Below are 22,567 nucleotides of genomic sequence, written 5' to 3'. Positions count from 1 at the left end.
TGCCACAAAACGTGAATCGAGCGGCGCGCACATGCCCGACCCCTCACGCGGCACGGTCGAGCAGCGCGTGCACCTTCGGCCGGAGCGCATCGATCGCTTCCGAACCGCCGAGGATGCGGGTGGTGGTCGCATTGGGCGCGCGCAGAATGCCGAGCAGCAGATGCCCGGATTCGATGGACCTGTCCTTACGGGCCAATGCTTCGCGCAGTCCCAGCTCCAACACCTTCTTGGCATCCCTGGTGAACGGGATGTGACCCCAGTTCCGATCACGGCCGCGGCCGAATCGGGACCGCTCCTCGGGCACGGCCCGTTCCAGCGCATCCTCGCCGAAGGTGGCCTCCAGACTCTCGCGCACCGCATCCAGATCGATGCCGATCGAGCGCAGCGCCTCGGCGTCCTCCGCGCCGAGCGGCTGGCCTTTAGCCTCTTGACCGAGGGATTCGAGCACCTCTCGGTGGGTGACCCCCGCCTCCTCGAGCAGTGTCTTCAATTCCGGCTCGCCCTGTGCCAGCAGACCGAGCAGGACATGCTCCACCTCGATCTTGGGTGCGCGCAGTTCGCGCGCGTCTTCCTGAGCGATGACGATCGCCGTCCGCGCCGACCTGCTGAACCGTTCGAACATCAGCGGTTCCCGCCTCTCCGGTTGTATTTCTGGTGGACCGCCTGCTTGCTGACCTCGAGCGCCTCCGCGATCGCCTGCCAGGACCAGCCCTGTTCGCGGGCATTGGTCACCTGGATCGCCTCCAGCCGTTCGAGCAGCCGACGCAGTGCGAGCACCGCGCGCAGCCCGACCTTGGGGTCCGGACTGCCCGCGGCGGCCGCCAGTGTGGTTGCTTCAGTCATGTCGTCAATTTTGATTGACGAACTCCGGAGTTGTCAACGAAAATTGACGAGGTTCGTCACAAAAGAAGCCCCGGCGCGGCGGCCGGGGTTGCGATATCGCGTACTAGCCGGACCAGATTCCGGTCGCGGCGAACTTCTCCAGGATCGCGGCGGGTTCGGTGAGGTTCATGCCCTGCGCCTCGACCCAGGAGTCATCGAAATACGTTCCGGCATAACGATCTCCGCCGTCACAGAGCAGCGTGACGACACTGCCCGAACGTCCGGCGGAGATCATTTCGGCGATGAGTGCGAACGCACCCCACAGATTGGTTCCGGTGGAACCGCCCACGCGGCGGCCGATTATCCGGCTCGCGAGCCGGGCAGTGGCGATCGATGCGACATCGGGCACCTCGATCATCCGATCCACCACCTGACCGATGAACGACGGCTCGACCCGCGGTCGGCCGATTCCCTCTATACGTGAAGGCATTCCGGTCTGATATCCGGCGTCGGCGGTTTCGTAGCCGCCGTAGAACGCGGAGTTCTCCGGGTCGACCACGGCCAGTTTCGACGGGTAGCGGTGATAGCGGATATAGCGACCGATGGTGGCACTGGTGCCGCCGGTGCCCGCACCGACGACGATCCAGTCCGGCACCGGATGCTCCTCCAATTCCATTTGCTGGAAGATGGATTCGGCGATGTTGTTATTGCCGCGCCAATCGGTGGCACGCTCGGCATGGGTGAACTGATCCATGAAGTGGCCACCGCATTCGGCGGCCAGCCGCGCCGCCTCGGTGTACATATCCGGTGGCCGCTGCACGAAATGGCAACGGCCGCCCTGAGCTTCGATCAACTCGATCTTCTGCGGCGAGGTGCTCTCCGGCATCACCGCGACGAAATCCAGGCCGAGCAATTTGGCGAAGTACGCCTCGCTGACCGCGGTCGAACCGGACGACGCCTCGACCACCGTGGTGCCCTCGGTGACCCAGCCGTTGCAGATCGCGTACAGGAACAGCGACCGCGCCAGCCGGTGTTTGAGGCTGCCGGTGATATGGGTCGACTCGTCCTTCAGATACAGCTGGACCTGCCATGCGGCGGGCAGCGGGTACCGGATCAGATGGGTGTCGGCGCTGCGCTGGGTGTCGGCCTCGATGAGCCGCACGGCATTGTCGACCCAGCCGCGTGGCGTACTGCGATCGCAGTACTTCACGAGGCCGCACCGGTCGGGTCGTCGTCACCACGCAGCCGGGCGCGCAGCTGCGCCTTGTCCTGGCGACGCTTCGCATCGACGACCGCGATGTCCTCGTTGACCCGAGCGCGCAACTTCTTGAACAGCGTCAGCGACAGCGGCATCGCGATGATCAACGCGAACAGCGCGGCGACCAACCACGGGACATCCACCGAGACGAGCCGGGCGACGCCGATGATCGCGGCGGCGATGACAACGACCAGCGCCAGCCTGGCGAGCGTGTACAGCGCCAGATTGCGGGCCAGCCGCGCGCCGACGCCAGCGGTTTGCTGTGCGGGTTCACCCTTCGGTGGCGTTGCGTCACTCACGTCGTCCAGCCTATGCGAAGCTATGGCCCGCCCTCGGCCATACCTCCGGTCGAGCAAAGCGGTAGCCTCTCCTGCGCTCGGCCAACCGCAAGAAACCAGAGGCGGACTACGTCCGACCGCGCCTGACCAGGGCTCATATCCGTTTTGTCTATTACTTCCCCTTTACCAACTGTAGGTGGTTCGAGTACCTAGGGGTTGCAGTGCAACGATGGCGCCATCTGATGAGGGAACTGTCGAGAACGGAGAGGTTTGCTATGACTGCGATCACCGTCGGCGGCCAGGACACCCTGCTGACACCGGGCCAAGTCGCCGCCATGTTCCACGTCGATCCGAAGACCGTTACCCGCTGGGCCCACGCCGGGCGCCTGGGATCACTGCGCACACCGGGCGGGCATCGCCGGTTCCGCGAATCCGAGGTACTTCAGCTGCTCAAGTCGCTCACCACCGAGGCCACCGCACGCTGAGCCTGGTCCGCGGGCCTGTAGCTGTGAGTTCGATCTTCCTGTCCAGGGGCCCGCACCCACCAATTTCGTGTCTGCGGTGTTCGAAGGCTACGCACGCGACTACCCTCGTTAGCAGGAGGTGAGCGACGTGACGTACCTGTTGGCACTCATCGCAGTTGTGGCAGTCGCGATGTTGTGCTGGAAGGCGTTCGGCCCCGAGAAGACAGCCGGACCGCCCACGCGTTCGCCGCAGCGCAAGCGCATCATGGGGCCCGACGACGACCCCGAATTCCTCTGGCGCCTTTCGCGCCAGCATCGCGATGGCGACGGGTCTACCGAGCGCTGAGTTTCATTGCGCTCGGTTCGCCGGGCGACATCCGGTGTGCGGATTAGCAGTGGCAGAACGAGCGCCTTGTCGTGCCCGCAGAAGGCTCGAATCCCTAGTCGCGCAACCCGAATCGTTAGCGCGGTTGTGCTGCTGCACCAATGACGAATCGCGCGCGATACCATGCGGCGCACACTTCATGCGTGGGCGCGGCCCGATCGCCGAGCGATGCTCCGGCAGCCCACATTGCATCAGCCCGCGAACCGAGCCAGCCAACATGTGTAACAACGATCACTCACTGCCATCGGCAGGCGCGCCACAGCACTTCCCGAGATCCGGAAGCGAAGTCCGCACCCCAGTGACTACCTCACATACAGACCTGTGCGAGGTAGTCCTCAGGGGTGCGAGAGCTCAAATGATCACGGCTCGCCGTTGATGACGGCCACGAGGGCGTCCATGAACGACTGGCCGCCCATGATGTAGCCGCCGGCGATCGCGCCGACTACCGCGCCGATCGGGCCGGTGATGATGCTGAAGAAAAAGACGCCGACGATGGCGCCGATGATGAGGCCGAGGACGCCGCCGAGGACCACGCCGACGATGTTCTTGTTGATTTCGTCGGTCAGGCGGGCCATGGAATTGACCGGCTGCATCTCGCCGATGTTCTTGGCGCTCAATTTCGGTGTGAGAGCGAGGGTTCGGCCGTTATCGGAGATCGTCTGGTCGACCGCGACCTTCGTGCCGGAGAGCTCGTAGGTCAAGGGGACTTCCGTCACCACAGCGCCCGCGTCGGACTTCAGCAAGACCTTGGTGCCATTGTCGGCGAGTTCGAACTTGCCGCTGTCGACCTCGGTGGTGAGAACGCGATCCCGGTGCCCATCCGAGATTTCGGAAGCCACTGTGTGGTAACCGATTCCCTGCTCGACGCCGGAAGCCGACACCTCTTTGGCAACTTCCGCTGGCTTCGCATTCGCGGTTCCCGCCGCGATTCCCACGGCGGCGATGGACACGAGAGTGACGGCGAACGTGCCGAACTTCATCAAGGTTTCCTTCTGACAAGCACCGGCCCCGGTAGCCGGTTGACGCGTCTAGCGCCACGTAGCTTGTTGCCCCGCACGGCATTTGGGAAACCCCAAACGGCCATTGTTATTCGATTGTTACCCCAGCATCCGACCTATGATCATTTCACACAAGTATCCTTTTTATCCTCGAAAATGGGTGACTCGACGCGCACACACCGGATGGTGTAGGCATGACGTGATCTCTCACCATTGCAACTTTCAACTTCGTATCTCGGCGCGCGAGTTCGAACAGCCCTGGAGGACGTCACAGGTGTCGCGTCAACGTGTCCGTGCGGGTCTCACCTTGACGGTCTTCATAGCTGTAACCGCGCTGGCCGCAGCCGTAGTGGCGGTGGCGGCGATGTCACTCAGCAACGAGAAGTCCACCACGAGCAGCCCATCGCCCGCGGCCCAGAACGATGCCGCGCCGACCACCGCGTCGGAACCGTCGTTCCCCGAGCTGCCCCTGACCACCCCCGAGGCCCCACCGACCACCTCCGCCATCCGCAGCACCTTCGACAAGATCGCGGGTGGCCTGAAGGTCGAGGTCGGTGACTGCGTCGAAATCGGCGGCAGCGGCGACAATCCCACCCTCGGCAAGGCCACCTGCGGCAGCGCGACCTCCAACTACAAGGTCATCGACAAGGCGTCCGAGAACGCGGCCTGCCCGACCGACGCCGACCGCTCCCTCAACGACACCCTGCACGGCATCAACCGCGCCACCCTCTGCATGGACATCGACTGGGTAATCGGCGGCTGCATGGACCCGAACAAAGACGGCCCCAAACGCCTCGACTGCAACACCAAGGGCGTCCCCAACGCCGTTCGCGTCATGGACGTCAAACTGAACACCACAAACGTGAACGTCTGCTCCTCCAGCGACCGCGGAATCGTCTACCAGCAACGCCAATTCGTAGTCTGCGTCCACCGCTTGTAAGTCGCACTATTCGGCCATCGAGAGCCGAGCGTCCCGAGTCGGATCAGAAGGTGAACTGGCTGCCATAGGCGGAGGTCTGCACCGTCTCCACCGCGGTACTCACCGTGGCGGTGACGAAGGGGACGGCCGATACCGGTGAGGCACACTGGCCGACGTTCAACGCGGCGTTGTTGAAAATGAAGTGATACGGGAACACGGTCTTGTTGTCCAGGTTGGTCGTCACTGTCGTGACGGTGGTGATCTGGCCCGGCGCCAAGGTGGCTTCCAGGACCTCGTTCAAGCCCAGGGTCCCGCCGACGGTCGGTCCGAGGCTCGCGCTGGGGGGACTCGGGGTCGTGGTCTCGACGCTCGGGGTCGTGGTCTCGACGCTCGGGGTCGTAGTCTCGACACTCGCGGACGTAGTGGCGGCACTCTGAGAGGTGGGCGCGGCACTCTGAGAGGTAGCGGCGGCACTCTGGGAGGTGGGCGCGGCACTCTGAGAGGTAGCGGCGGCACTCTGGGGGGCGGGCGCGGCACTCTGAGAGGTAGCGGCACTCCGGGGGGCGGGCGCGGCACTCTGAGAGGTAGCGGCACTCCGGGGGGCGGGCGCGGCACTCTGAGAGGTAGTGGCGGCACTCCGGGACGTGGTGCTGGCACTCGGCGGTGCGGCCACCGGCTTCACCGTCGTATTCGGCAGTCTGGCGGCAGCGTTCGACTGGCTGAAATCGGGGGAAATACTCGCCAACACCCCTTGATTCGGATCGATTCCGACGGTGAAGCCGTTGTCCAGAGTGAGCGCGCAGCCGAGGAGGAACCCCGCGACTGCCTGGCCGGACACGACTTCATCGCCCGCCACGTTCAGCGAGTAGTTGCCGGATAGCTGCGCGGCATGCGCGAACGTCATGAGGAAGTTCGGCATCCGGTCGCCCGGCGGGTCCACTCCGACGTTCTCCACCGATGTCGTCACATGAATCCCGGCACCGGAAACGTCAGCACCGGGCGGTTGGGCCCGGCTCGGCTCGGCGCCGGGCCACACAAACACAGCCACGACGGCCGCGACCACACCGGTCGCGATAACGACGAATCGAGGGCGCATATCTGATCCCGTTTCGAATCGGATGTACATCAGCGGCGGCGAAATCGCATGAACGGACCCACATAGCTAATATTCGGCAAGCATAGGTGGGATACCGGCCCGGCTCGTTCAGGCTGCGGGGCGTGTCGCGCACCGCCCCATTTCCGCTGGTAAAGCCCCTCTAGTTCAGCCCGGCATATGAGTGCAGACCACTGATCACGATGTTGATGATGAAGAGGTTGAACAGCATCGCTACGAACCCGGCGATGTTGATGTACGCGGCCTTGGTGTCGCGCCAACCCGAGGTGGCGCGGGCGTGGAGGTAGGCGGCGTACAGGACCCAGGCGATGAAGGAGCAGGTTTCCTTCGGGTCCCAGCCCCAGAAGCGGCCCCAGGCGGCTTCGGCCCAGATGGCGCCGAGGATTACGCCGGCGCCGAAGAGGGGGAAGCCGATGATGGTGGTTTTGTAGGCGAGGCGGTCCAGGGTCCGGGCGTCGGGGAGGCGGCGGGCGATGGTGCCGAGGATGTTGTCGGATTCGTCGCCTTCGGGCTGACGCAGGCGGTAGAGGAACAGCAGGCTGGCTATGCCGGAGACCAGGAAGACGCCGCTGCCGATGCTGACGATGGTGACGTGGATGGGCAGCCAGAACGACTTCAGTGCGGGCACAACGGGTGCCGCGTCGGCGTACAGCAAGGTGCCGGCCAGGAACAGCAGAATCAGGATCGGGACGAGCAGGAAGACCCACATCGAGCGGTAGCGCTGTTCACGCAGGAACACCATGCCGACCACGGCGGCGGCGGCGGTCGCCATGGTGACGAATTCGTACATGTTGCCGAGCGGGAAGCGGTGGGTTGCGAAGCCGCGCAACACGATCGAGGTCACATGCAGGGCGATGGCGACGAACAGCACCGAGAACGCCATATTGCCTGCGCGTTCGGCGAACGGCTTGGCCTGCGGCGTCTCGACCCGACCGGGTCCGGTGGGACGATCGGAACCACCGCCGGCAGTTACCAGTTCACGCGCGACGACCTTCTGCGTCCGCGCCGCCGCGTACTGCACGATCAGCAGCACCAGCACCAGCGCGTACACGACGATCGCCGATTTGAAGGCGAGATCGCTGTACTGGGCGATGGTCTCGTCGATCGGCATGGTCACTCTCCCGTGGCGGATCGGTCATCGAGCAGGCGCTTGCGCAGGCGATCGAATTCGCTGCCCCAGCCCGCCTGATCGGTTCTGGCGAGCCCGCCCATCTCTACTACGGTGCGTCGTTTGTCAACGGTACCCGCTTCGTCATCGGCCGGGTACACGCGGATCCAGATGCGTCGCCGCTTCACCAGCAGCGACACCAGCAGCCCGGCCATCATGGCCAGCGCGCTCACCAGCACCCACTGCTGCGCCGGATCGTGCGATACCTGCAAGTTCACGAATTCCTGCGCACCGTCGAAGGTGACCTTGGTGCCATTGGGCAGCGTCGACGACTCGCCGGGACGCAGGTTGACCCTGGCCTCCTTGGTCAGTCGCCCCTGCTTGACCTGCTCGGGATCCAGTGCGAACAGCGACTGCGGCTTACCGGTATCGAGACCGGTATCGCCGCGATAGATGTCCACCGCGACGGCCGGATCGTTCATGGTCGGGAACGAGGAGGTGAGCAGGCTGCCGTGCAGCAGCGCGGTCGGCGCGAACACACCCTCGATGGCGATCTGGTTCTTGCGGCGCTCCTCGTCGGTCGCGTACATGCCGCCGGGCGGATCGATCCGCAGCACACCGCTGGACAGGAAGGTCTGCGCATTGTCGGGCCGCCACTGGATGGTCTCGGTTCGGGTCTGGCCGTTCGGGAATGTCACCGTGAACGTCGGCGCGTAACCGTGGCCCTGCAGATACAACCGGTCCCCCGAGACGCGCAGCGGATGGTTCACCTGGATCTGCGCATCGCGCCAGGTATCGCTCTGCAGATCGCCGCCGGCCTGATATTCGATATGCGAGGTGAACATCTCGGCCTGACCGTTCTGCAGGTAATCGGCCTTGAAGTCCTTGACCCGCACGCACAAGGGCGCCATACCGGTGCCGTCGTTGATATTGCCCGCCTTGAACGAGTCGAAGACCGCGGGCGAGGTGGTGCAGAAGCCGGGCCCGTTGTTCGCGATGACGATCACGCTGCCCTCGTAACCGAACAGCTTGCCGACCGCGATCGCGACGAGCAGCCCGACCAGGGCCAGGTGGAAGACGAGATTGCCGAGTTCGCGGGTGTACCCCTTCTCCGCGGAGAGGGTGATCTCGCCTTCGCGAGTACCGTCGCGCACCTCGGTCCGCCAGCCGCGCAACTCTTTTCGAGCGTGATCGAGCACGGCGTCCGGCGTGCCATCGATCGTCTCGGAGTAATGGTGCGGCAGCCGCGACAGGTTGCGCGGCACCCGGACCGGCGGCGTGCGCAGTGCGCGATAGTGATCCAGGCAGCGCGGCAGAATGCAGCCGACGAGCGAAATGAACAGCAGCGCATAGATTGCCGTGAACCAGAAGCTGGAGAACACGTCGAACAGCTGGAACCGGTCCATCCACGGTCCGAGCGTCGGGCGGTCGGCGATGTACTGGTCGACCTTGCCCTCGTTGAGATTTCGCTGCGGCAGCAGTGCACCCGGAATCGCGCCAAGGGCCAGCAGAAACAGCAATACCAGCGCGGTGCGCATACTGGTGAGCCCACGCCAGGCATTGCGCACGAGCGCCCACGCGCGACCCGGTAGCGACTGGCGCGGCGGCGTCACCGGCGCCTCGGGTCTGTCGATCACGGTCATATCGGCAGCGTCACCTCGGAAACGAACCCGTCGCGCACCCAGGCGACGAACTGGTCCCACGCCCCCGTGACCAGCGCGATCCCGACCGCGACGAGCAATATGCCCCCGATGATCTGAATGGTGCGCGAATTGCGCCGCAGCCAACCGACCCCACGCAACGCACTCGCCGACCCGAAGGCCAGGACCACGAACGGCAGTCCGAGGCCGAGGCAATAGGCGACGATCAGCGCGACGCCGCGCACGGCCGTCGTGCCCTCGGTCCCGGCCGAAACCGCCATCACCCCGGACAGCGTCGGCCCGAGGCACGGCGTCCAACCCAGCGCGAAGACCGCACCGAGCAGCGGAGCGCCCAGAATACTGGTGAGCCTGCGCGGCTCTATCCGCGTATCGCGCTGCAACGCGGGGACCAAGCCGATGAACACCAGACCCATCAGGATGGTGACCACACCGCCGACCCGTTGCAGCAGTTCACGATTCACGTTCAGGGTCTGGATGACGCCGAAAACCGTTGCGGTGGCGAGCACGAACACCACGGTGAAGCCCGCGACGAACAACCCGGCCGCACCGGCCACTCGGATCCGACCCGTACGTGCCGCAGCCCGATCGACCGAAACCGCTTTGCCGCCAAGGCTTTTGGCCTGCGTTGCGGTGGCGGGCGGCGCCTCGGCGCCGACCAGCCCGGCCAGATAGGACAGGTAACCCGGCACCAGCGGCACCACACACGGCGAGGCGAACGAGACCAGTCCGGCCAGTACGCATGCGCCGAGCGCCAATAACAGCGGCCCCGTCGCCGCCGTCTGCTGGAACGAATCACCTACTGCGGCAAGCACCATCAGTCGGTCTCCACGGGGGGTCGATCAGCTCGTTCAGGCACCGGCGCGGCCTCCGGCGCGAAGTCCATCATGGAATCGGCTGCGGCGCTGCGTGGCACGGCGGCAACGCCGACCCACCGGTCATCGACCGTCCAGACACCGCGAACGAGACGGGCGGCCTGCCGCGGGCGACAGGCACGCGGGCTACGAGTACGGCGATCGCGATTCACGATTGCACCTTTCCTACCGCTCGCTATCGAGCGGGACGTAATTACGACATGGGCCGAACGGCTTGGGCGGGGTCACTGCGAACCTTCCGCGGCAATGCGTTCGACAACTGGTTGGAGGTCTTCCGCCAAGAGCGAGCGGAGGAAGACAGCGGCGACCCGATGTTGCCGATCCAGCACCAGCGTGGTGGGAATGACACTGGTCGGGAAGTTGCCGCCGAGCGCGAGCAGGGTGCGCATGGACGGGTCGTAGACGGACGGATAACCGACCTTGTTGTCGACGACGAAGTCCTGTGCCTTGTCCTGCTGAAAATCACGGACATTGATGCCGAGAAAGACGACGCCCCTGTCCTTGGTTGCCTCGTAGACCCTTTCGAGCGCGGGCGCCTCGGCACGGCACGGCCCGCACCACTGCCCCCACAGATTGAGCACGACCACCTTGTCCGGGAAGTCGGCGACCGAAGTGGTCTTGCCCGAGGTCATCAGATCCGGCCCGGCGAGCTTGCCGATGGTGCCACGCGCGGCGGGCGGATCGTAGAAAATATCGGTTTTGCCACCGGGCGAGACGAATTCGAACGTACCGCCGGAGGCCACCGCATCCTTCCCGGTCGAACAACCCGCGAGCGCGGCCACCAGGGCCACGCACGCGAGCAGGACCGACGTGAAACGCCGGGCCGACGGCCGGGAAGAAGTTCTCATGCGCCGTGCACCGTGGGATCCGAACCGCCTGCGGGCTCGGAGTAGACGATGTCGACGAGGGTGTCGCCCTGGTAGACCAGCGAGGTCAGCGAGGCGAGCGAGCATTGCCGATGCCGCGGATCGTGCCAGAGCCGCTGGCCCTGCAGGAACCGCCGCAGCGTCCAGACCGGCAGCTGATGCGAGACCAGCACCGCCTCGTGTCCGGCCGCCTCGACCCTGGCCTTATTGACCGCGGCCAGCATGCGGTGCGCGATCTGCAGATATGACTCGCCCCAGGACGGGGTGAACGGATCGCGCAGCTTCCACCAGTGCCTGGGCTTGCGCAGCGCACCGTCGCCGACCGAAACCCGCAGACCCTCGAAGGTATTACCGGCCTCGATCAGGTTCTCGTCGGTGCGCACGAGCAGCCCGTGCTGACGCGCGATCGGCTCGGCGGTCTCCTGCGCGCGCTGCAGTGGCGAGGCGATCACCACGGCGATGTCGTGGTCGGCCAGCGACCGCGCCACCGCACCGGCCTGTGACCGGCCGGTCACCGAGAGGCTGAACCCGGGCAGGCGACCGTAGAGAATGCCCTTCGGGTTGTGCACCTCGCCGTGCCGCAGCACATGCACGATGGTCTCGACGGTGTCGTCCTCGACCGCGTCGACCGGCGCAGCGGCATCGGACTCGTCGGCGAGGGCGGCCGTTTCCGCGCCGTCGACAGGGGTATCGGGTAGTTCGCGCTTTTCTGAATCTGGCTGGTCGGAACTCACGCGCGGGATCCTTCGGGGGTGGCGGCCGCGGCCGCATGTGCGGCGGCGGGCAGGGCGGCGGCGATACGGTCGAATGCGTCCTCGTCGAGCGCCGCGGAGACGAACCATGCTTCGAACGCGCTCGGCGGCGCGTACACACCGCCGTTGAGCAGTGCGTGGAAGAAAGCGGGGAAACGCCAGGTCTGGCTGGCTTTAGCGGCGGCGTAGTCGGTGACCGGACGGTCGGCGAAGAACACGCTCACCATATTGCCCGCGAACTGGACCTGATGCTCTACCCCCACGGCACCGAGCGCTTCGGTGAACAAGCCGCCCAGCCGCTCGGCATTGCGATCGAGTGCGGCGTACACCGCGTCATCGGCCGCACGGAGCGAGGCGAGGCCAGCGGCGACAGCGACCGGGTTCCCGGAAAGGGTGCCCGCCTGATACACCGGGCCAAGCGGCGCAAGGTGATTCATGATCTCGGCGCGACCGCCGAACGCGGCGGCAGGCAGCCCACCGCTCATCACCTTGCCGAAGGTGTAAAGGTCACCGGCGACACCGTCGCGGCCGAACCAGCCGGACCGGCTCACCCGGAATCCGGTCATCACCTCGTCCATGATCAGCAGCGCGCCGTCGTCGGCGGTCAGCTTGCGCAGGCCCTCGTTGAAACCGGGCAGCGGTGCGACCGCACCCATATTGCCCGCGGCCGCCTCGGTGATCACACACGCGATTTCACCCGGATGCGCGGCGAACGCCGCGGCAACGGCCTCGATGTCGTTGTACGGCAGCACGATGGTGTCGCCCGCCTGCGCGCCGGTGACACCGGGCGAGGTGGGCAGGCCGAGGGTCGCGACGCCGGATCCGGCGTCGGCGAGCAGCGCGTCCACATGGCCGTGGTAGCAACCCGAAAATTTGATGATCTTGGCGCGACCGGTGTAGCCGCGAGCCAGCCGGACCGCGCTCATGGTGGCCTCGGTGCCGGAATTGACCAGGCGGACCCGGTCCACCGGCGCCACCCGCTCGGCGATCAGCTCGGCGAGTTCGATCTCGGCCTCGGTCGGCGCGCCGAAGGACAGTCCGCCGACGGCCGCGCGCTGCACCGCCTCGACCACCTCGGGGTGCGCGTGGCCGAGAATCATCGGACCCCAGGAACACACCAGGTCGACATACTCGTTGCCGTCGACATCTATGAGTGTGCAGCCCTTGGCCGATGCGATGAATCGCGGTGTGCCACCGACGGACTTGAAGGCCCGCACCGGCGAATTCACACCACCCGGAATCACCGAAGCGGCCCGGTCGAAGAGCTGAGCCGAGACCGGCACCGATGCCCTGGTCACGCGCGGAGAAGAACTCACGACGTCCAGTGTCTCAGCCCGATTGGAACGAGTCGACGACAGGGTGTAGTCGAGTGACGCAGACCGCACGCACCGCAGTCTGTTCGGCGCAACACGCCGATCATGGTTGCGGCCGATATCGGTCGCCGACCGATTACCGATGCGTAATCTCGGTGGGTCGTCGCACCATCTAACCTATCGGGAGGGTCCAATGCGGTTCGCCGTCATCAGCGCCACGATCTTCGCCGCGCTCGCCGCCGCCGTCACCTTCGGCACCGGGACCGCAGCCGCCGCGGATCCGGTCAGCCAGCCCGACCGGATCGGGCTGCATCTGGATCACGCGGAGACCGCGGCCCTCGGCGACGGACCACTACCGGCATTGGTCACCATGGTGGTGCCGCTCAACCGGATCGGCGCCGGACTGAAGAGTGACACCGAGATCTACCGCGACGAGAACGGCGGAGTGCACGCCTCATTGCGCCAGGTCATCATGGAGGCGGCCAGGCATCCGGACGGCACCGTCACCGTGTACCTCAACGCGCCGGGCACCAGGGACGGCCGCACGCTCGACATCTATCAGAGTTGGGACTAGAGGGACCGCAGCCGGCGGGGGTGGGCGAACTCAGGTGTACATGCACGGCGCCGAGGCCGAGATGGTGTGCAGCTGGCACATGAAGTTGTTGTACACACCGGCCGAACCCGAATCGGGCACGAAGATCGGCGCGGGCTGGGACACCTCGGTCTGGGCGGCGGGCTCCAGCGGCAGTCCCGGCGCGGCCCATGCGGGCGCCGCACCGATCGCGGCCGCCACGACGACCGCCGCGCACACTTTCCCGGCAAAACGAATCACAAGCATTTCTCCCAGTCGACACAATTCGGATTCCGGCCGAAAGCATAACGGCCACAACAGTTTTCACTGAATGCCGACCGTTGCACCTCGCGGCGCGGCACTTGCACGGTAGTGCAGTCGCGGCCGATGCGCCAGGGCACTCTCGGATCGGCCGTTGCGCCCGAGCGGGATACGGCGCTACGCGGTGATGCCGACGCAGAACAAGGCGAAACCGGTTGTCAGCAGACAGGCCAACGGGACGGGCAGCAGATTCAGCAGCGAAAACGATGGGATTGTCGGCATCATGCCTGCGATGTTCCCGCGAAATTCGCGAACAAACTGGTGCGGCGATCCGGATCGCCGGTGATTGCCCTGGTTCAGCGCGAACGCGCGGCACGCACCGTGCGCGCGACGGCATCGATCGCGAGCACGCCGGCCACCATGACCAGGAAAGCGGCGAGCACCAACCACGGAGCGCGGTAGCGGGTGGAATCGAAGCCGGGCACGTCACCCGACGGCGCGAAGGTGGTGGTGATCAGCCCGTTGCGCCAACTCACCGCCGCGAGAACCGCGCACCCGAGCGCGAGCGTCAACTCCACCAATGCCGCAAGCATCCGGTCACCGAGCGCAATCAAGCGCGTCAACGATCCGCTCCTTTCTCGCTGTCTTCGGTTTCCTCGGTCCGCGTGGGCAGGTCGGCATCGGTCCTGCCGAGCGCTTCGGTGAGCGCGGCCCGCAGTCCGCGGTGATCCTTCGCCCATGCCTGCACCAGTTCACCACCGGCGAGCCGCAGCCCGATGCCCTTGCGCCGGCGTGGCACCCCGCTCAATTCGCCGAGCGAGCGCGCCGATTCCCAATCCTCATCATCCCAGGAGTCCTCGTCCCGCTCGGGCAGCACCGCAGCGATGGACGCCAGTGGCAGGGTCTCGGTGCCCTCGCGCAGGGTGTCGGGGGTCAGCTCGACGCTCACATGCCGCTGCCCCGCGATCACCTGCAGCACAACGAAACCCGCGATCAGCGCGGCACAGAAAATCAGGGCGAACCAGTGCACCTGATCAGCGGTCACCAATTCCAGAATCAACACGATCAGACATAGCAACGGCCCGTATGCCACCGAACGCCAGCGCGCGCCCGGTTCGGCGAACAGGATGGTCGCGCCATCCGCGGAATCCGTCACACTATGCTCCACGTGCGGAGCACGGCGGCGGGAATCGACATCCGGTCCCGGATCAGCCGACCGCGCCGGGCAGGATCAGCAGCGCGACGGTGACCAACGCGAACAGGACCAGCAGGCTCAGTACAAGCAGATCTCGTCGAATGCTCTGCGGTTGTTGGATCACCACTCGCATCGATGCCTCCGATCTCCCGGAGCCATCTGGTCGACGTACTTACAAAACGTAAGACAACGTGTAACAAATGACTTCCGGTTCCCATGTCCTCTGTGACAACCCTCACGATACATGCTGCCGATTTCTTGACAAACTCGCGGACGGCTCCAGCCTTCGTTCACCTGCGATTCATCTGGAAGTACGCGGTCGAGTCCGGACGGTGACTCAGATACACCGCACCCGCCGCCAGCACGCCCTGCACGATCGCCGCCGCACCCGCCACCAGCGAGGCCGCTCCGGTCACCGCTTCCAGCGCGAACAGCGTGCCGACCGCGACCAGCACCAACCAGACGCCCACAGCAGTCAAAAGCGTCCGTGCCCATAGCTTTCCGCGCACGAACTGGTGCACGAACAGCAAGGCGAATGCGGCCAGCGCCAACCCGATCACCACAGCGACCACGAAGGCCAGCGAGACCATCAGCTCCGCATTGGCCATCGTGAAATTCGGATCGCTGACGTGCACTTGGTCGAACATCTTCTGCGCGAAATCCTTGCGCTGCTGAATCGCCGCGACAACCGACCCGACCATCTGCAGAATTCCGAATCCGATTACACCCCACCACAATTGCCGCGCCGTCCGAATGTCCTCCGGCGGTTCCGGCCGCGGCGGCCCTGCAACAGGCCCGCCCGGGTGCGTCATCGGTGGATACATCCCTGGTGGATACGGCATCGGTGGATACGGCCCCGGCGGAATCGCACCCTGCGGATACTGTCCGGGTGGATGCGCTGCCGCCGGACTCGGGCCGTGAGTATGCGCTCCCGCGGGACTCGAGCCGTGCACATGCGCTCCCGCGGGACTCGAGCCGTGCACATGCGCATCCGCCGGAGTCGAGCCGTCCGCATACGCTCCCACCGGAGTTGGGCCGTGCGGATTCGAATCAGCCGTCTCGGGCTTCTCGGCCCCCTGTGGCCACGCCCCGGTCGACTCAGTGCCCTGCGGTCCAGGCAGATACGCCTCGGTTGGAGATGCACCCTCCGGCAGTGATGCTGGGTCCGGTCCCGGCGTATCCGACCCTTGCGGATTCGAACCAAGCGAGGCCGTCCCGCCCGACTCACGGTCCGGCGAATCCGAACCCGGCTCGGCGGATGATTGCGATGTGGGCGACTCCGGGCTCACCGATTCCGACTCGGACGACTTCGGACTGCCGGACTCCGAACCCGGCGCCTCGGGTCTGGGCGGATTCGTCACGACAGCCAGTGCGCGGCCTCGGTCGCCCAGTACGTGAGCACCATATCCGCGCCGGCGCGGCGGATGCCGATCAGCGATTCCAGGATGGCGCCGCGGCGGTCGATCCAGCCGCGCTGGGCGGCGGCGGTGATCATCGCGTATTCGCCCGAGATCTGATACGCGGCCACCGGCACCGTGGATTGGTCGGCGACATCGCGCAGGATGTCCAGATAGGACATGGCGGGCTTGACCATCACGATGTCCGCGCCCTCGGCCAGATCCAGTTGCAGTTCCCGGATCGCCTCGCGACGGTTCGCCGGATCCTGCTGGTAACTGCGCCGATCCCCTTCCAGCGAGGAGGCGACCGCCTCGCGGAACGGACCGTAGAACGCCGAGGCGTACTTCGCCGCGTAGGCGAGGATGCCGGTATCGGTGCGCCCGACCGCGTCCAGGCCGCGCCGGATCGCGCCGACCTGACCGTCCATCATGCCGCTGGTACCGAGCAGATCCGCACCGGCTTCGGCCTGCGCGAGCGCCATCTCCACGTAGCGGTGCAGGGTGGCGTCGTTATCGACGGCGCCGTCCGCGGACAGCACGCCGCAGTGCCCGTGATCGGTGAATTCGTCGAGACAGGTATCTGCCATGACCACCGTCGAATCGCCGACCTCGTCGGCGAGCGCGCGCAGCCCGCGGTTGAGAATGCCGTCGGGATCGCTGGCCTTGCTGCCGGTGGCGTCCTTGTCCTCGGGCCGCGGCACACCGAAGAGCATGAGCCCGCCCACACCCGCGGTGACCGCCTCGACCGCCGCCTTGCGCAGCGAATCCATCGAATGCTGCAGCACGCCCGGCATGGAGCCGATCTCGCGCGGCTCGTCCAGTCCGTCGGCGACGAACATCGGCAGCACCAATTGCCGTGGCTCGAGAGTTGTTTCGGCCACGAGACGACGCAGGGCGGGGGTACGGCGCAACCGCCGCGGGCGGTCCAATCCGGTCATAACCGCACGATACGCCCGGCCCGAATACGAGTCGCAAGCGGCGGGTACGCCAATGGATCAGGGGCCCGTCAGCCCGGTTGAGGATGTCTCGAGGATTCGATAAGCCCGCTGCGCGACACTGCGGGCCACCCGGCGGTCGCCGGGGATTTACCGGCGCTCGAAGGGTGCGGTGCGAGGGGCGGATGATGGTGGGGAGTGGCCGGTCTTGTTCCAGGAGTACGCGATGACAGAGTTCGCGACGCCGCCGCAGCGACGCACCGATTGGGCCGGTCTGCGAAGACTGGCGCGTGGCGGGGATCCGGGCGTGATCGTGCAGTTGGCGCAGCGGTTATCCGAGGCTGGTGAGACGGCGGAGGCCGAGCAGTGGTTCCGCCGCGCCGCCGCTCGAGGCAGCGGACCGGCCATGGCACAGGCGATGCCGATTCGAAGTTCCAGCTAGGGCGATTCCTGCGAGAGCAGCCTGTGCAGACGGACAATCCCGCGGCAGAAGTCCAGGCGCACAAGGACGCCCGCTACTGGCTCGGGCGCGCCGCGATCCTGCGCCACCCCCAAGCGCTCGAACTCCTCGGCGAACTCTGAACGCACGGACCCGAAAGCCCTTGTGAGCGGGCGTTTTTGTCGGTGGGGAGGAGTAAAATCGAAGGCGTGTTCGAGGGAATCGCTCCGGGTTCCCGATCGCGACGGGAGGACGCCACCGTGCCCAAGACCGCACCGAAGTCGAAGATCGCCGCTAGCGATTGCTTGCAGGTCGCTCGAAACAACACAGTTCGGCCCTATGTTCCGCTGCAGAGGCGGCCGCTACCCGCCGGGCGGCCGCGCAAGTGGTACATCTCACACAATCGGCGACTCAAGGCGATGCGCCTGACCATCGCCCTGCTGGACTCCGGGATCTATCTGCCGAGCCAAGCCAGCAACGAAAGGATCCGGCGCACAGCCGAACTCATCGATATCCGCCCGCCGTCCGACACCACCTGCCGTTTGGTGCGGACCCTGATGCGCTACAGCCGCTGATCAACGGAGCTCGACGGTTGCGGCGGCTCCGGTGGTGCGGCGAGAGAGTCGGCGCTAGCGACTGCTTGCAGGTCGCTCGAAACAGCCTGCACTCTCGTCGCACAACCGGGTAGGCCAACGGATATCTAGCGGCTGCGGCGGCTCTTCTTGCGCGGCGGGGGCAGCAGGCCCTCGGCGCGCAGGCGGGCCGCATGCTCGGCCAGCGCCTCCACCAGCGGACCGACCTGGGCGACCTCCGGCTGCACATCCACGCGCAGACCGAATTCGATGGCCGTCTCGGCGGTCTTCGGGCCGATGCACGCAACGATGGTGCGCGCGTGCGGCTTACCCGCGATACCGACCAGATTGCGGACCGTGGAGGACGAGGTGAACAGCACCGCGTCGAAGCCGCCGGTCTTGATCATCTCGCGGGTCTCGGCCGGCGGTGGCGAGGCGCGCACCGTGCGGTAGGCCGTCACGTCATCGATTTCCCAGCCGCGGTCGCGCAGACCCTCGGCCAGGGTTTCGGTGGCAATGTCCGCGCGCGGCAACAGCACTCGGTTCACCGGATCGAAAACGTCGTCGTAGGGCGGGAAGTCGGCGAGCAGCCCCTCGGAGGACTGTTCGCCACTCGGCACCAGCTCCGGGTTGATGCCGAACGAGCGCACTTTGTCCGCGGTGGCCTCGCCCACGCAGGCGATCTTCACACCGGAGAAGGCCCGGGCGTCCAAACCGAACTCGGCGAACTTCTCCCACACCGCGCGCACCGCATTGGTGGAGGTGAATACCACCCACTGGTAGCGGCCGTCGACCAGCCCCTTGACCGCGCGCTCCATCTGCGCCGGACTGCGCGGCGGCTCGACCGCGATGGTCGGCACCTCCATCGGGATGGCGCCGTGGGTGACCAGTCGCTCGCTCATCTCGGCGGCCTGATCCTTGGTGCGCGGCACCAGCACGGTCCAGCCGTACAGCGCCCGCGACTCCCACCACGACATCTTCGACCGCTGCGCGACCACCTTGCCGATGGTCACCACCAGCGGGCCGACCAATTCGGAGGCCGCACTGTTGAGCGTGGCCAGGGTGGCCTCGATGGTGCGCTGCTGGCGGGTGGTGCCGCGCACCGTCACCGCGACCGGGGTCTGCGGCGCCATACCGTGTTCGACCAGCGCGCTCGCGGTTTCGGCCAGATGACCCGAGGTCGCCGACAACACCAGCGGGCCGGGCGCGGCGGCCAGTGCGGCCCAGTCGACCTCACCGCGCACATCGGCCTCGGTGTGCCCGGAGCCGAGCGCGATACCGGCGAAACTCGGCACCGCGGAACCATTGGGCAGCCCCGGCAGCACCTCGAAGACCATATGCGAGCGCGTCACCGCATTGACCTCAGCGATCACCGAGTCGGTCGTCAGCGGATCACCCGCGACCACCCGGACCACGTCGTGGCCACCGCGGGCCTCGGCGATCAGTGTCTTGGCCACCTCGGCGGGATCGCCGAGCGCGGGCCGCACGTCGACCGGGCTTTCACCGTCCTCGCCCGGCTCGACCGCGATACCGATCAGGGCGAGCACACCCTTGTCGACATCGGGATCAGTGAATGCCAATGTCGCCCGCCCCAGCACCTCGCGCGCACGCACTGTCAGCAGTGCCGCGTCGCCGGGCCCCGACCCGACAAACAGGATCCGTCCTGGATGCTTCTTGTGTGCTCGGCTCATGCCCGTACCTCGCTAGCGCTCGGCACGGCCATCGCCGGGGGCGCTGTGTAGTTGATTCGCTCGCTCATGGCCCGCACCTCGCTAGCGCTCGGCACGGACATGCCCGAAGGCGCTGTGCTGTTGATTCGCTCGCTGCGCTCGCTCATTGGCTGTTCTCCATTGGGCTGGAATTGTAAAAGTCAGTGGGCGGGTTAACCGCTGCTTCCGGCGTGCTGAGCAACTCACGAGCGCCCAAGTCGAGCAGTTCCCGGGCCAACTCGCGGCCGAGCTCCGCAGCGCGCTCAGGAGCGCCGACCACGGAGGCTCGCAATACATCGGAGCCGTCGACGGCCGCCGCGCAACCGCGCAGCGAGAGTTCATCGACAATTCTGCCGTCATCGTCGAGCGATTCGACGACCTCGGCGATCGCGCCGATCGGCACGGTGCAACCGGCCTCGAGTTCGGCCAGCAGCGACCGTTCGGCAACGACGGACGCGCGGGTCGATGCGTCGTCGAGTTCGGTCAGCGCCTCGATGAGTTCGCTGTCATCACTGCGGCATTCGACCGCCAACGCACCCTGTGCGGGCGCGGGCAACATCTGCACCGGCTCCAGCGCCTCGGTGACGACGTCGAGCCGGCCGATTCTGGCCAGTCCGGCCCTGGCCACCACGACCGCGTCCAACTCCCCCTCGCTGACCTTGCGCAGCCGGGTATCGAGATTGCCACGCAGCGGCACGATGTCCAGGCCGAGTCCGAGAGCACGCAACTGGGCCGCGCGGCGCGGTGCTGAGGTGCCGACCTTGGCACCGGCCGGAAGTTCACCGAGCACCAGACCGTCGCGCGCCACCAGTGCGTCGCGCGGATCCTCGCGGGGCGGGATGGCGGCGATGGTGAAACGCGGATCCTGTGCGGTCGGCAGGTCTTTGTACGAGTGCACCGCGATATCGATATTCCCGGCGGCGAGTTCGTCGCGCAGTGCCGAGGTGAAGACGCCGACACCGATCTGCTGCACCGGATCCGAGGACAGATCGCCCGGGGTCTTGACGACCACCAGCTCCGCATCGTGTCCGGCCGCGATCAGGTTGTCGCGGATGGTGCCCGCCTGCGTGAGGGCGAGCAAACTGCCTCTGGTGCCGATCCGCCACGGCACGCGAATGCTGCCTGCGGTCACGTTTGCCTCTTCCTGCACAACTGTCATGCCGTCTGCCCCTGTTCTTCGCCGCGGTGTCCGGCGGTGAAGTCGTCGGCCAGTGCGATCTCGCTGCCGCCGACGATCACTTCCGGATGGACCGAAACATCGCCGAGGAAGCGGATCGCCGTATGCTCGTCGCTGATCGAACTGAGCTCCATCGGAGCCGCGACCGCTTGCGCCGCACCGGGTTTGAGCTCGAACAGCTCTCGCAGCGCCTCGGCGTAGGTATCGCCGCCCGGGGTGGAGGCCAACTGTTTGACTCGCACCGTCGGCGCGTGGAGCAACTTGTCCACCACGCGACGCACGGTGCGCGCCACCTCGTCACGTTCCGGATCGGCCAGTCCGGGCAGCCGGGAATCCAGCCGCAGCAATTCGGCCTCGACCACCTCGGCCGCGCGCTGCCGCAATGCGGCAACGGTCGGGGTGACCTCCGCCATGCGCTGGCCCGCAAGGTATTTCGCGAGTTCGTCGGCGACGATCGAGCGGGCGGCGGCGGTATCGTCGGCGGCCGCACCGGCCGCCGGATCGCGCTGCAGTGTCTCGATATCGATGACGGTGACACCGGGCAGTCCGGCTACAGCGTGTTCGACATCGCGCGGCAGACCGAGATCACAGAACACCAACGGCCGTTCCACCTGGCTGGCGCGCTCGCGTTCGGCGAGTGCCCGATGGGTATCGGCCAGTGTCACCACCGCGCCGACCGCGCCGGTGCAGGTGATGACGACATCCGCGGCCGCCATCGCCTCGGTCAGGCGCGACAGTTCCATCGAATGAGCCTCGACACCGTGACTGCGCGCGGTCGCGGCGAGCCGCTTGGCCCGGGCCGACGTGCGATTCACCACGATGATGCGGCCGATGCCCGCCCGCGACAGATGCGCGACCGCGAGCCCGCCCATCGCCCCGGCGCCCAGCACCACGGCGGTCTGCCCGGCGAGCGGGCCGAGCACATGCTGCGCCCGATCCAGCGCCACCGAAACCACCGACGCACCGGCCCGGTCGATACCGGTCTCCGAATGCACCCGCTTGCCGACGCGCAGCGCGTGCTGCGCGAGTTCGTGCAGGGTCCGTCCGACCGCCTGCTGAGCGTCGGCGGAAGCGTAGGCGCCGCGGATCTGGCTGAGCACCTGCTGCTCGCCGATCACCATCGAATCCAGGCCGCTGGCCACCGCGAACAGGTGTTCAGCCGCGGCCTCGCTGTAGCGGACGTAAGCGTGTTTGGTCAGATCCGGCAGCGGGAGGCCGGAATGTTTGGTCAGCAAATCGCCGACTTCGGCGAGGCCGCCGTGGAAGGCATCCACCACGGCGTAGACCTCGACGCGGTTGCAGGTGGAGACGATCATCGCCTCTGACACATGGCTGGAGGTGAGCATTCGATCGATCAGTTTCGGCCGGTCCGCGTCGGTGATCGCGACCTTCTCCAGAATCGAGACGGGCGCGCTGCGATGCGAAATCCCGACTAGAAGAATGCTCATGACTCCGCCTCGCCGGCGCTCGGCTGCGTCATGCGCATACCGCGCTGGCACAT

Annotated in this window: 26 protein-coding genes; 6 read left to right on the top strand and 20 right to left on the bottom strand. The window is 66.4% G+C overall.

What is annotated here, in order from left to right:
* Positions 1 to 43 precede the first annotated feature (43 nt).
* The 4 genes from ACZ60G_RS18325 to ACZ60G_RS18310 all read right to left on the bottom strand — a co-directional run bounded on the left by ACZ60G_RS18325 (position 44) and on the right by ACZ60G_RS18310 (position 2,379).
* Positions 44 to 622 carry a Clp protease N-terminal domain-containing protein gene (locus ACZ60G_RS18325; protein ID WP_465811265.1) on the bottom strand — a complete coding sequence of 193 codons (579 nt, stop codon included), beginning with the start codon at positions 620 to 622 and terminating at the stop codon, positions 44 to 46.
* On the bottom strand, positions 622 to 843 hold the full coding sequence (locus ACZ60G_RS18320; RefSeq protein ID WP_040696163.1) for a hypothetical protein: 222 nt from the start codon (positions 841 to 843) through the stop codon (positions 622 to 624). Before ACZ60G_RS18320 ends, ACZ60G_RS18325 begins: the two co-directional genes overlap by 1 nt.
* Positions 844 to 946: 103 nt before the next feature.
* Entirely contained in the window at positions 947 to 2,032 is a 1,086-nt protein-coding gene (gene cds1, locus ACZ60G_RS18315) for an L-cysteine desulfhydrase Cds1 (RefSeq protein WP_465811264.1), read from the bottom strand.
* Positions 2,029 to 2,379, bottom strand: a complete 351-nt coding sequence (locus ACZ60G_RS18310; RefSeq protein WP_063045384.1) for a DUF4229 domain-containing protein — start codon at positions 2,377 to 2,379, stop codon at positions 2,029 to 2,031. The genes cds1 and ACZ60G_RS18310 overlap by 4 nt, the downstream gene beginning before the upstream one ends.
* Positions 2,380 to 2,633: 254 nt before the next feature.
* Between ACZ60G_RS18310 and ACZ60G_RS18305 the strand changes: the two genes are divergently transcribed.
* Both ACZ60G_RS18305 and ACZ60G_RS18300 read left to right on the top strand, forming a co-directional pair.
* Positions 2,634 to 2,843, top strand: coding sequence for a BldC family transcriptional regulator (locus ACZ60G_RS18305; RefSeq protein WP_062983746.1), 210 nt, complete (start codon positions 2,634 to 2,636; stop codon positions 2,841 to 2,843).
* Positions 2,844 to 2,970: 127 nt separating this feature from the next.
* A complete protein-coding gene (locus ACZ60G_RS18300) occupies positions 2,971 to 3,168 on the top strand; it encodes a hypothetical protein (protein ID WP_465811263.1) in 198 nt (65 codons plus the stop codon).
* Positions 3,169 to 3,566: 398 nt separating this feature from the next.
* Here the strand turns inward: ACZ60G_RS18300 and ACZ60G_RS18295 are convergent, their stop codons facing one another.
* Complete coding sequence (locus tag ACZ60G_RS18295; RefSeq protein ID WP_465811262.1) at positions 3,567 to 4,187, bottom strand: DUF8020 domain-containing protein; 621 nt, start codon at positions 4,185 to 4,187, stop codon at positions 3,567 to 3,569.
* A 292-nt stretch (positions 4,188 to 4,479) separates the two neighbouring features.
* On the opposite strand from ACZ60G_RS18295, the gene lppU reads away from it, so the two are divergent.
* Positions 4,480 to 5,145 carry an LppU family putative lipoprotein gene (gene lppU / locus ACZ60G_RS18290; protein WP_465811261.1) on the top strand — a complete coding sequence of 222 codons (666 nt, stop codon included), beginning with the start codon at positions 4,480 to 4,482 and terminating at the stop codon, positions 5,143 to 5,145.
* Positions 5,146 to 5,188: 43 nt separating this feature from the next.
* On the opposite strand, the gene ACZ60G_RS18285 is transcribed toward lppU, so the two are convergent.
* The 7 genes from ACZ60G_RS18285 to hemL all read right to left on the bottom strand — a co-directional run bounded on the left by ACZ60G_RS18285 (position 5,189) and on the right by hemL (position 12,813).
* Positions 5,189 to 6,220 carry an MspA family porin gene (locus ACZ60G_RS18285; RefSeq protein ID WP_465811260.1) on the bottom strand — a complete coding sequence of 344 codons (1,032 nt, stop codon included), beginning with the start codon at positions 6,218 to 6,220 and terminating at the stop codon, positions 5,189 to 5,191.
* 160 nt (positions 6,221 to 6,380) lie between these two features.
* Positions 6,381 to 7,349 (bottom strand): c-type cytochrome biogenesis protein CcsB, encoded by a 969-nt coding sequence (ccsB, locus tag ACZ60G_RS18280; RefSeq protein WP_465811259.1) that lies wholly within the window; start codon positions 7,347 to 7,349, stop codon positions 6,381 to 6,383.
* Between the two features lie 2 nt (positions 7,350 to 7,351).
* A complete protein-coding gene (gene resB, locus ACZ60G_RS18275; protein WP_465811258.1) occupies positions 7,352 to 8,989 on the bottom strand; it encodes a cytochrome c biogenesis protein ResB in 1,638 nt (545 codons plus the stop codon).
* Entirely contained in the window at positions 8,986 to 9,822 is an 837-nt protein-coding gene (locus ACZ60G_RS18270) for a cytochrome c biogenesis CcdA family protein (RefSeq protein WP_465811257.1), read from the bottom strand. Before ACZ60G_RS18270 ends, resB begins: the two co-directional genes overlap by 4 nt.
* A 281-nt stretch (positions 9,823 to 10,103) precedes the next feature.
* On the bottom strand, positions 10,104 to 10,727 hold the full coding sequence (locus ACZ60G_RS18265; RefSeq protein ID WP_433524615.1) for a TlpA disulfide reductase family protein: 624 nt from the start codon (positions 10,725 to 10,727) through the stop codon (positions 10,104 to 10,106).
* Positions 10,724 to 11,341: a histidine phosphatase family protein gene (locus tag ACZ60G_RS18260; RefSeq protein WP_465811381.1), complete on the bottom strand. Its 618-nt coding sequence runs from the start codon at positions 11,339 to 11,341 to the stop codon at positions 10,724 to 10,726. The genes ACZ60G_RS18265 and ACZ60G_RS18260 overlap by 4 nt, the downstream gene beginning before the upstream one ends.
* A gap of 134 nt (positions 11,342 to 11,475) precedes the next feature.
* On the bottom strand, positions 11,476 to 12,813 hold the full coding sequence (gene hemL / locus ACZ60G_RS18255) for a glutamate-1-semialdehyde 2,1-aminomutase (protein WP_465811256.1): 1,338 nt from the start codon (positions 12,811 to 12,813) through the stop codon (positions 11,476 to 11,478).
* A gap of 190 nt (positions 12,814 to 13,003) precedes the next feature.
* On the opposite strand from hemL, the gene ACZ60G_RS18250 reads away from it, so the two are divergent.
* Entirely contained in the window at positions 13,004 to 13,384 is a 381-nt protein-coding gene (locus ACZ60G_RS18250; RefSeq protein ID WP_465811255.1) for a hypothetical protein, read from the top strand.
* A gap of 30 nt (positions 13,385 to 13,414) precedes the next feature.
* Here ACZ60G_RS18250 and ACZ60G_RS18245 read toward each other — a convergent pair whose 3' ends face one another.
* From ACZ60G_RS18245 to hemB, 5 genes are all read right to left on the bottom strand, one after another.
* Positions 13,415 to 13,648 (bottom strand): hypothetical protein, encoded by a 234-nt coding sequence (locus tag ACZ60G_RS18245; RefSeq protein WP_465811254.1) that lies wholly within the window; start codon positions 13,646 to 13,648, stop codon positions 13,415 to 13,417.
* Positions 13,649 to 13,998: 350 nt separating this feature from the next.
* Positions 13,999 to 14,265, bottom strand: coding sequence for a hypothetical protein (locus ACZ60G_RS18240; RefSeq protein ID WP_465811253.1), 267 nt, complete (start codon positions 14,263 to 14,265; stop codon positions 13,999 to 14,001).
* Complete coding sequence (locus ACZ60G_RS18235) at positions 14,262 to 14,798, bottom strand: hypothetical protein (protein ID WP_465811252.1); 537 nt, start codon at positions 14,796 to 14,798, stop codon at positions 14,262 to 14,264. Before ACZ60G_RS18235 ends, ACZ60G_RS18240 begins: the two co-directional genes overlap by 4 nt.
* 329 nt (positions 14,799 to 15,127) lie before the next feature.
* Positions 15,128 to 15,649, bottom strand: a complete 522-nt coding sequence (locus ACZ60G_RS18230; RefSeq protein WP_465811251.1) for a hypothetical protein — start codon at positions 15,647 to 15,649, stop codon at positions 15,128 to 15,130.
* A gap of 545 nt (positions 15,650 to 16,194) precedes the next feature.
* Positions 16,195 to 17,172, bottom strand: coding sequence for a porphobilinogen synthase (hemB, locus tag ACZ60G_RS18225; protein WP_465811250.1), 978 nt, complete (start codon positions 17,170 to 17,172; stop codon positions 16,195 to 16,197).
* Between the two features lie 223 nt (positions 17,173 to 17,395).
* Between hemB and ACZ60G_RS18220 the strand changes: the two genes are divergently transcribed.
* Together ACZ60G_RS18220 and ACZ60G_RS18215 are read left to right on the top strand one after the other, a co-directional pair.
* Positions 17,396 to 17,611, top strand: coding sequence for a hypothetical protein (locus ACZ60G_RS18220; protein ID WP_465811249.1), 216 nt, complete (start codon positions 17,396 to 17,398; stop codon positions 17,609 to 17,611).
* 206 nt (positions 17,612 to 17,817) lie between these two features.
* Positions 17,818 to 18,183: a hypothetical protein gene (locus tag ACZ60G_RS18215; protein ID WP_465811248.1), complete on the top strand. Its 366-nt coding sequence runs from the start codon at positions 17,818 to 17,820 to the stop codon at positions 18,181 to 18,183.
* A gap of 125 nt (positions 18,184 to 18,308) precedes the next feature.
* Here the strand turns inward: ACZ60G_RS18215 and ACZ60G_RS18210 are convergent, their stop codons facing one another.
* The 3 genes from ACZ60G_RS18210 to ACZ60G_RS18200 form a co-directional block, all read right to left on the bottom strand.
* Positions 18,309 to 19,871, bottom strand: a complete 1,563-nt coding sequence (locus tag ACZ60G_RS18210) for a bifunctional uroporphyrinogen-III C-methyltransferase/uroporphyrinogen-III synthase (protein WP_465811247.1) — start codon at positions 19,869 to 19,871, stop codon at positions 18,309 to 18,311.
* A 142-nt stretch (positions 19,872 to 20,013) separates the two neighbouring features.
* A complete protein-coding gene (gene hemC, locus ACZ60G_RS18205; RefSeq protein WP_465811246.1) occupies positions 20,014 to 21,048 on the bottom strand; it encodes a hydroxymethylbilane synthase in 1,035 nt (344 codons plus the stop codon).
* The gene (locus tag ACZ60G_RS18200) at positions 21,045 to 22,514 is read right to left on the bottom strand and encodes a glutamyl-tRNA reductase (RefSeq protein ID WP_465811245.1); all 1,470 of its coding nucleotides are present in this window, start codon (positions 22,512 to 22,514) and stop codon (positions 21,045 to 21,047) included. The genes hemC and ACZ60G_RS18200 overlap by 4 nt, the downstream gene beginning before the upstream one ends.
* Between the last annotated feature and the right edge of the window lie 53 nt (positions 22,515 to 22,567).

Source organism: Nocardia sp. NPDC102475, from assembly GCF_055584605.1.
The sequence above is the reverse complement of the archived record's forward strand: the minus strand, read 5'-3'. Positions and strand labels throughout refer to the sequence as shown.

Excerpts from the sequence above, each read along its gene's own strand:
- ACZ60G_RS18325 (WP_465811265.1), bottom strand. The coding sequence starts at position 622 with ATGTTCGAACGGTTCAGCAGGTCGGCGCGGACGGCGATCGTCATCGCT.
- ACZ60G_RS18320 (WP_040696163.1), bottom strand. The coding sequence starts at position 843 with ATGACTGAAGCAACCACACTGGCGGCCGCCGCGGGCAGTCCGGACCCC.
- ACZ60G_RS18305 (WP_062983746.1), top strand. The coding sequence starts at position 2,634 with ATGACTGCGATCACCGTCGGCGGCCAGGACACCCTGCTGACACCGGGC.
- ACZ60G_RS18295 (WP_465811262.1), bottom strand. The coding sequence starts at position 4,187 with ATGAAGTTCGGCACGTTCGCCGTCACTCTCGTGTCCATCGCCGCCGTG.
- ACZ60G_RS18285 (WP_465811260.1), bottom strand. The coding sequence starts at position 6,220 with ATGCGCCCTCGATTCGTCGTTATCGCGACCGGTGTGGTCGCGGCCGTC.
- ccsB (WP_465811259.1), bottom strand. The coding sequence starts at position 7,349 with ATGCCGATCGACGAGACCATCGCCCAGTACAGCGATCTCGCCTTCAAA.
- resB (WP_465811258.1), bottom strand. The coding sequence starts at position 8,989 with ATGACCGTGATCGACAGACCCGAGGCGCCGGTGACGCCGCCGCGCCAG.
- ACZ60G_RS18270 (WP_465811257.1), bottom strand. The coding sequence starts at position 9,822 with ATGGTGCTTGCCGCAGTAGGTGATTCGTTCCAGCAGACGGCGGCGACG.
- ACZ60G_RS18265 (WP_433524615.1), bottom strand. The coding sequence starts at position 10,727 with ATGAGAACTTCTTCCCGGCCGTCGGCCCGGCGTTTCACGTCGGTCCTG.
- ACZ60G_RS18250 (WP_465811255.1), top strand. The coding sequence starts at position 13,004 with ATGCGGTTCGCCGTCATCAGCGCCACGATCTTCGCCGCGCTCGCCGCC.
- ACZ60G_RS18245 (WP_465811254.1), bottom strand. The coding sequence starts at position 13,648 with ATGCTTGTGATTCGTTTTGCCGGGAAAGTGTGCGCGGCGGTCGTCGTG.
- ACZ60G_RS18230 (WP_465811251.1), bottom strand. The coding sequence starts at position 15,649 with ATGACGCACCCGGGCGGGCCTGTTGCAGGGCCGCCGCGGCCGGAACCG.
- hemB (WP_465811250.1), bottom strand. The coding sequence starts at position 17,172 with ATGACCGGATTGGACCGCCCGCGGCGGTTGCGCCGTACCCCCGCCCTG.
- ACZ60G_RS18220 (WP_465811249.1), top strand. The coding sequence starts at position 17,396 with ATGACAGAGTTCGCGACGCCGCCGCAGCGACGCACCGATTGGGCCGGT.
- ACZ60G_RS18210 (WP_465811247.1), bottom strand. The coding sequence starts at position 19,871 with ATGAGCCGAGCACACAAGAAGCATCCAGGACGGATCCTGTTTGTCGGG.
- hemC (WP_465811246.1), bottom strand. The coding sequence starts at position 21,048 with ATGACAGTTGTGCAGGAAGAGGCAAACGTGACCGCAGGCAGCATTCGC.
- ACZ60G_RS18200 (WP_465811245.1), bottom strand. The coding sequence starts at position 22,514 with ATGAGCATTCTTCTAGTCGGGATTTCGCATCGCAGCGCGCCCGTCTCG.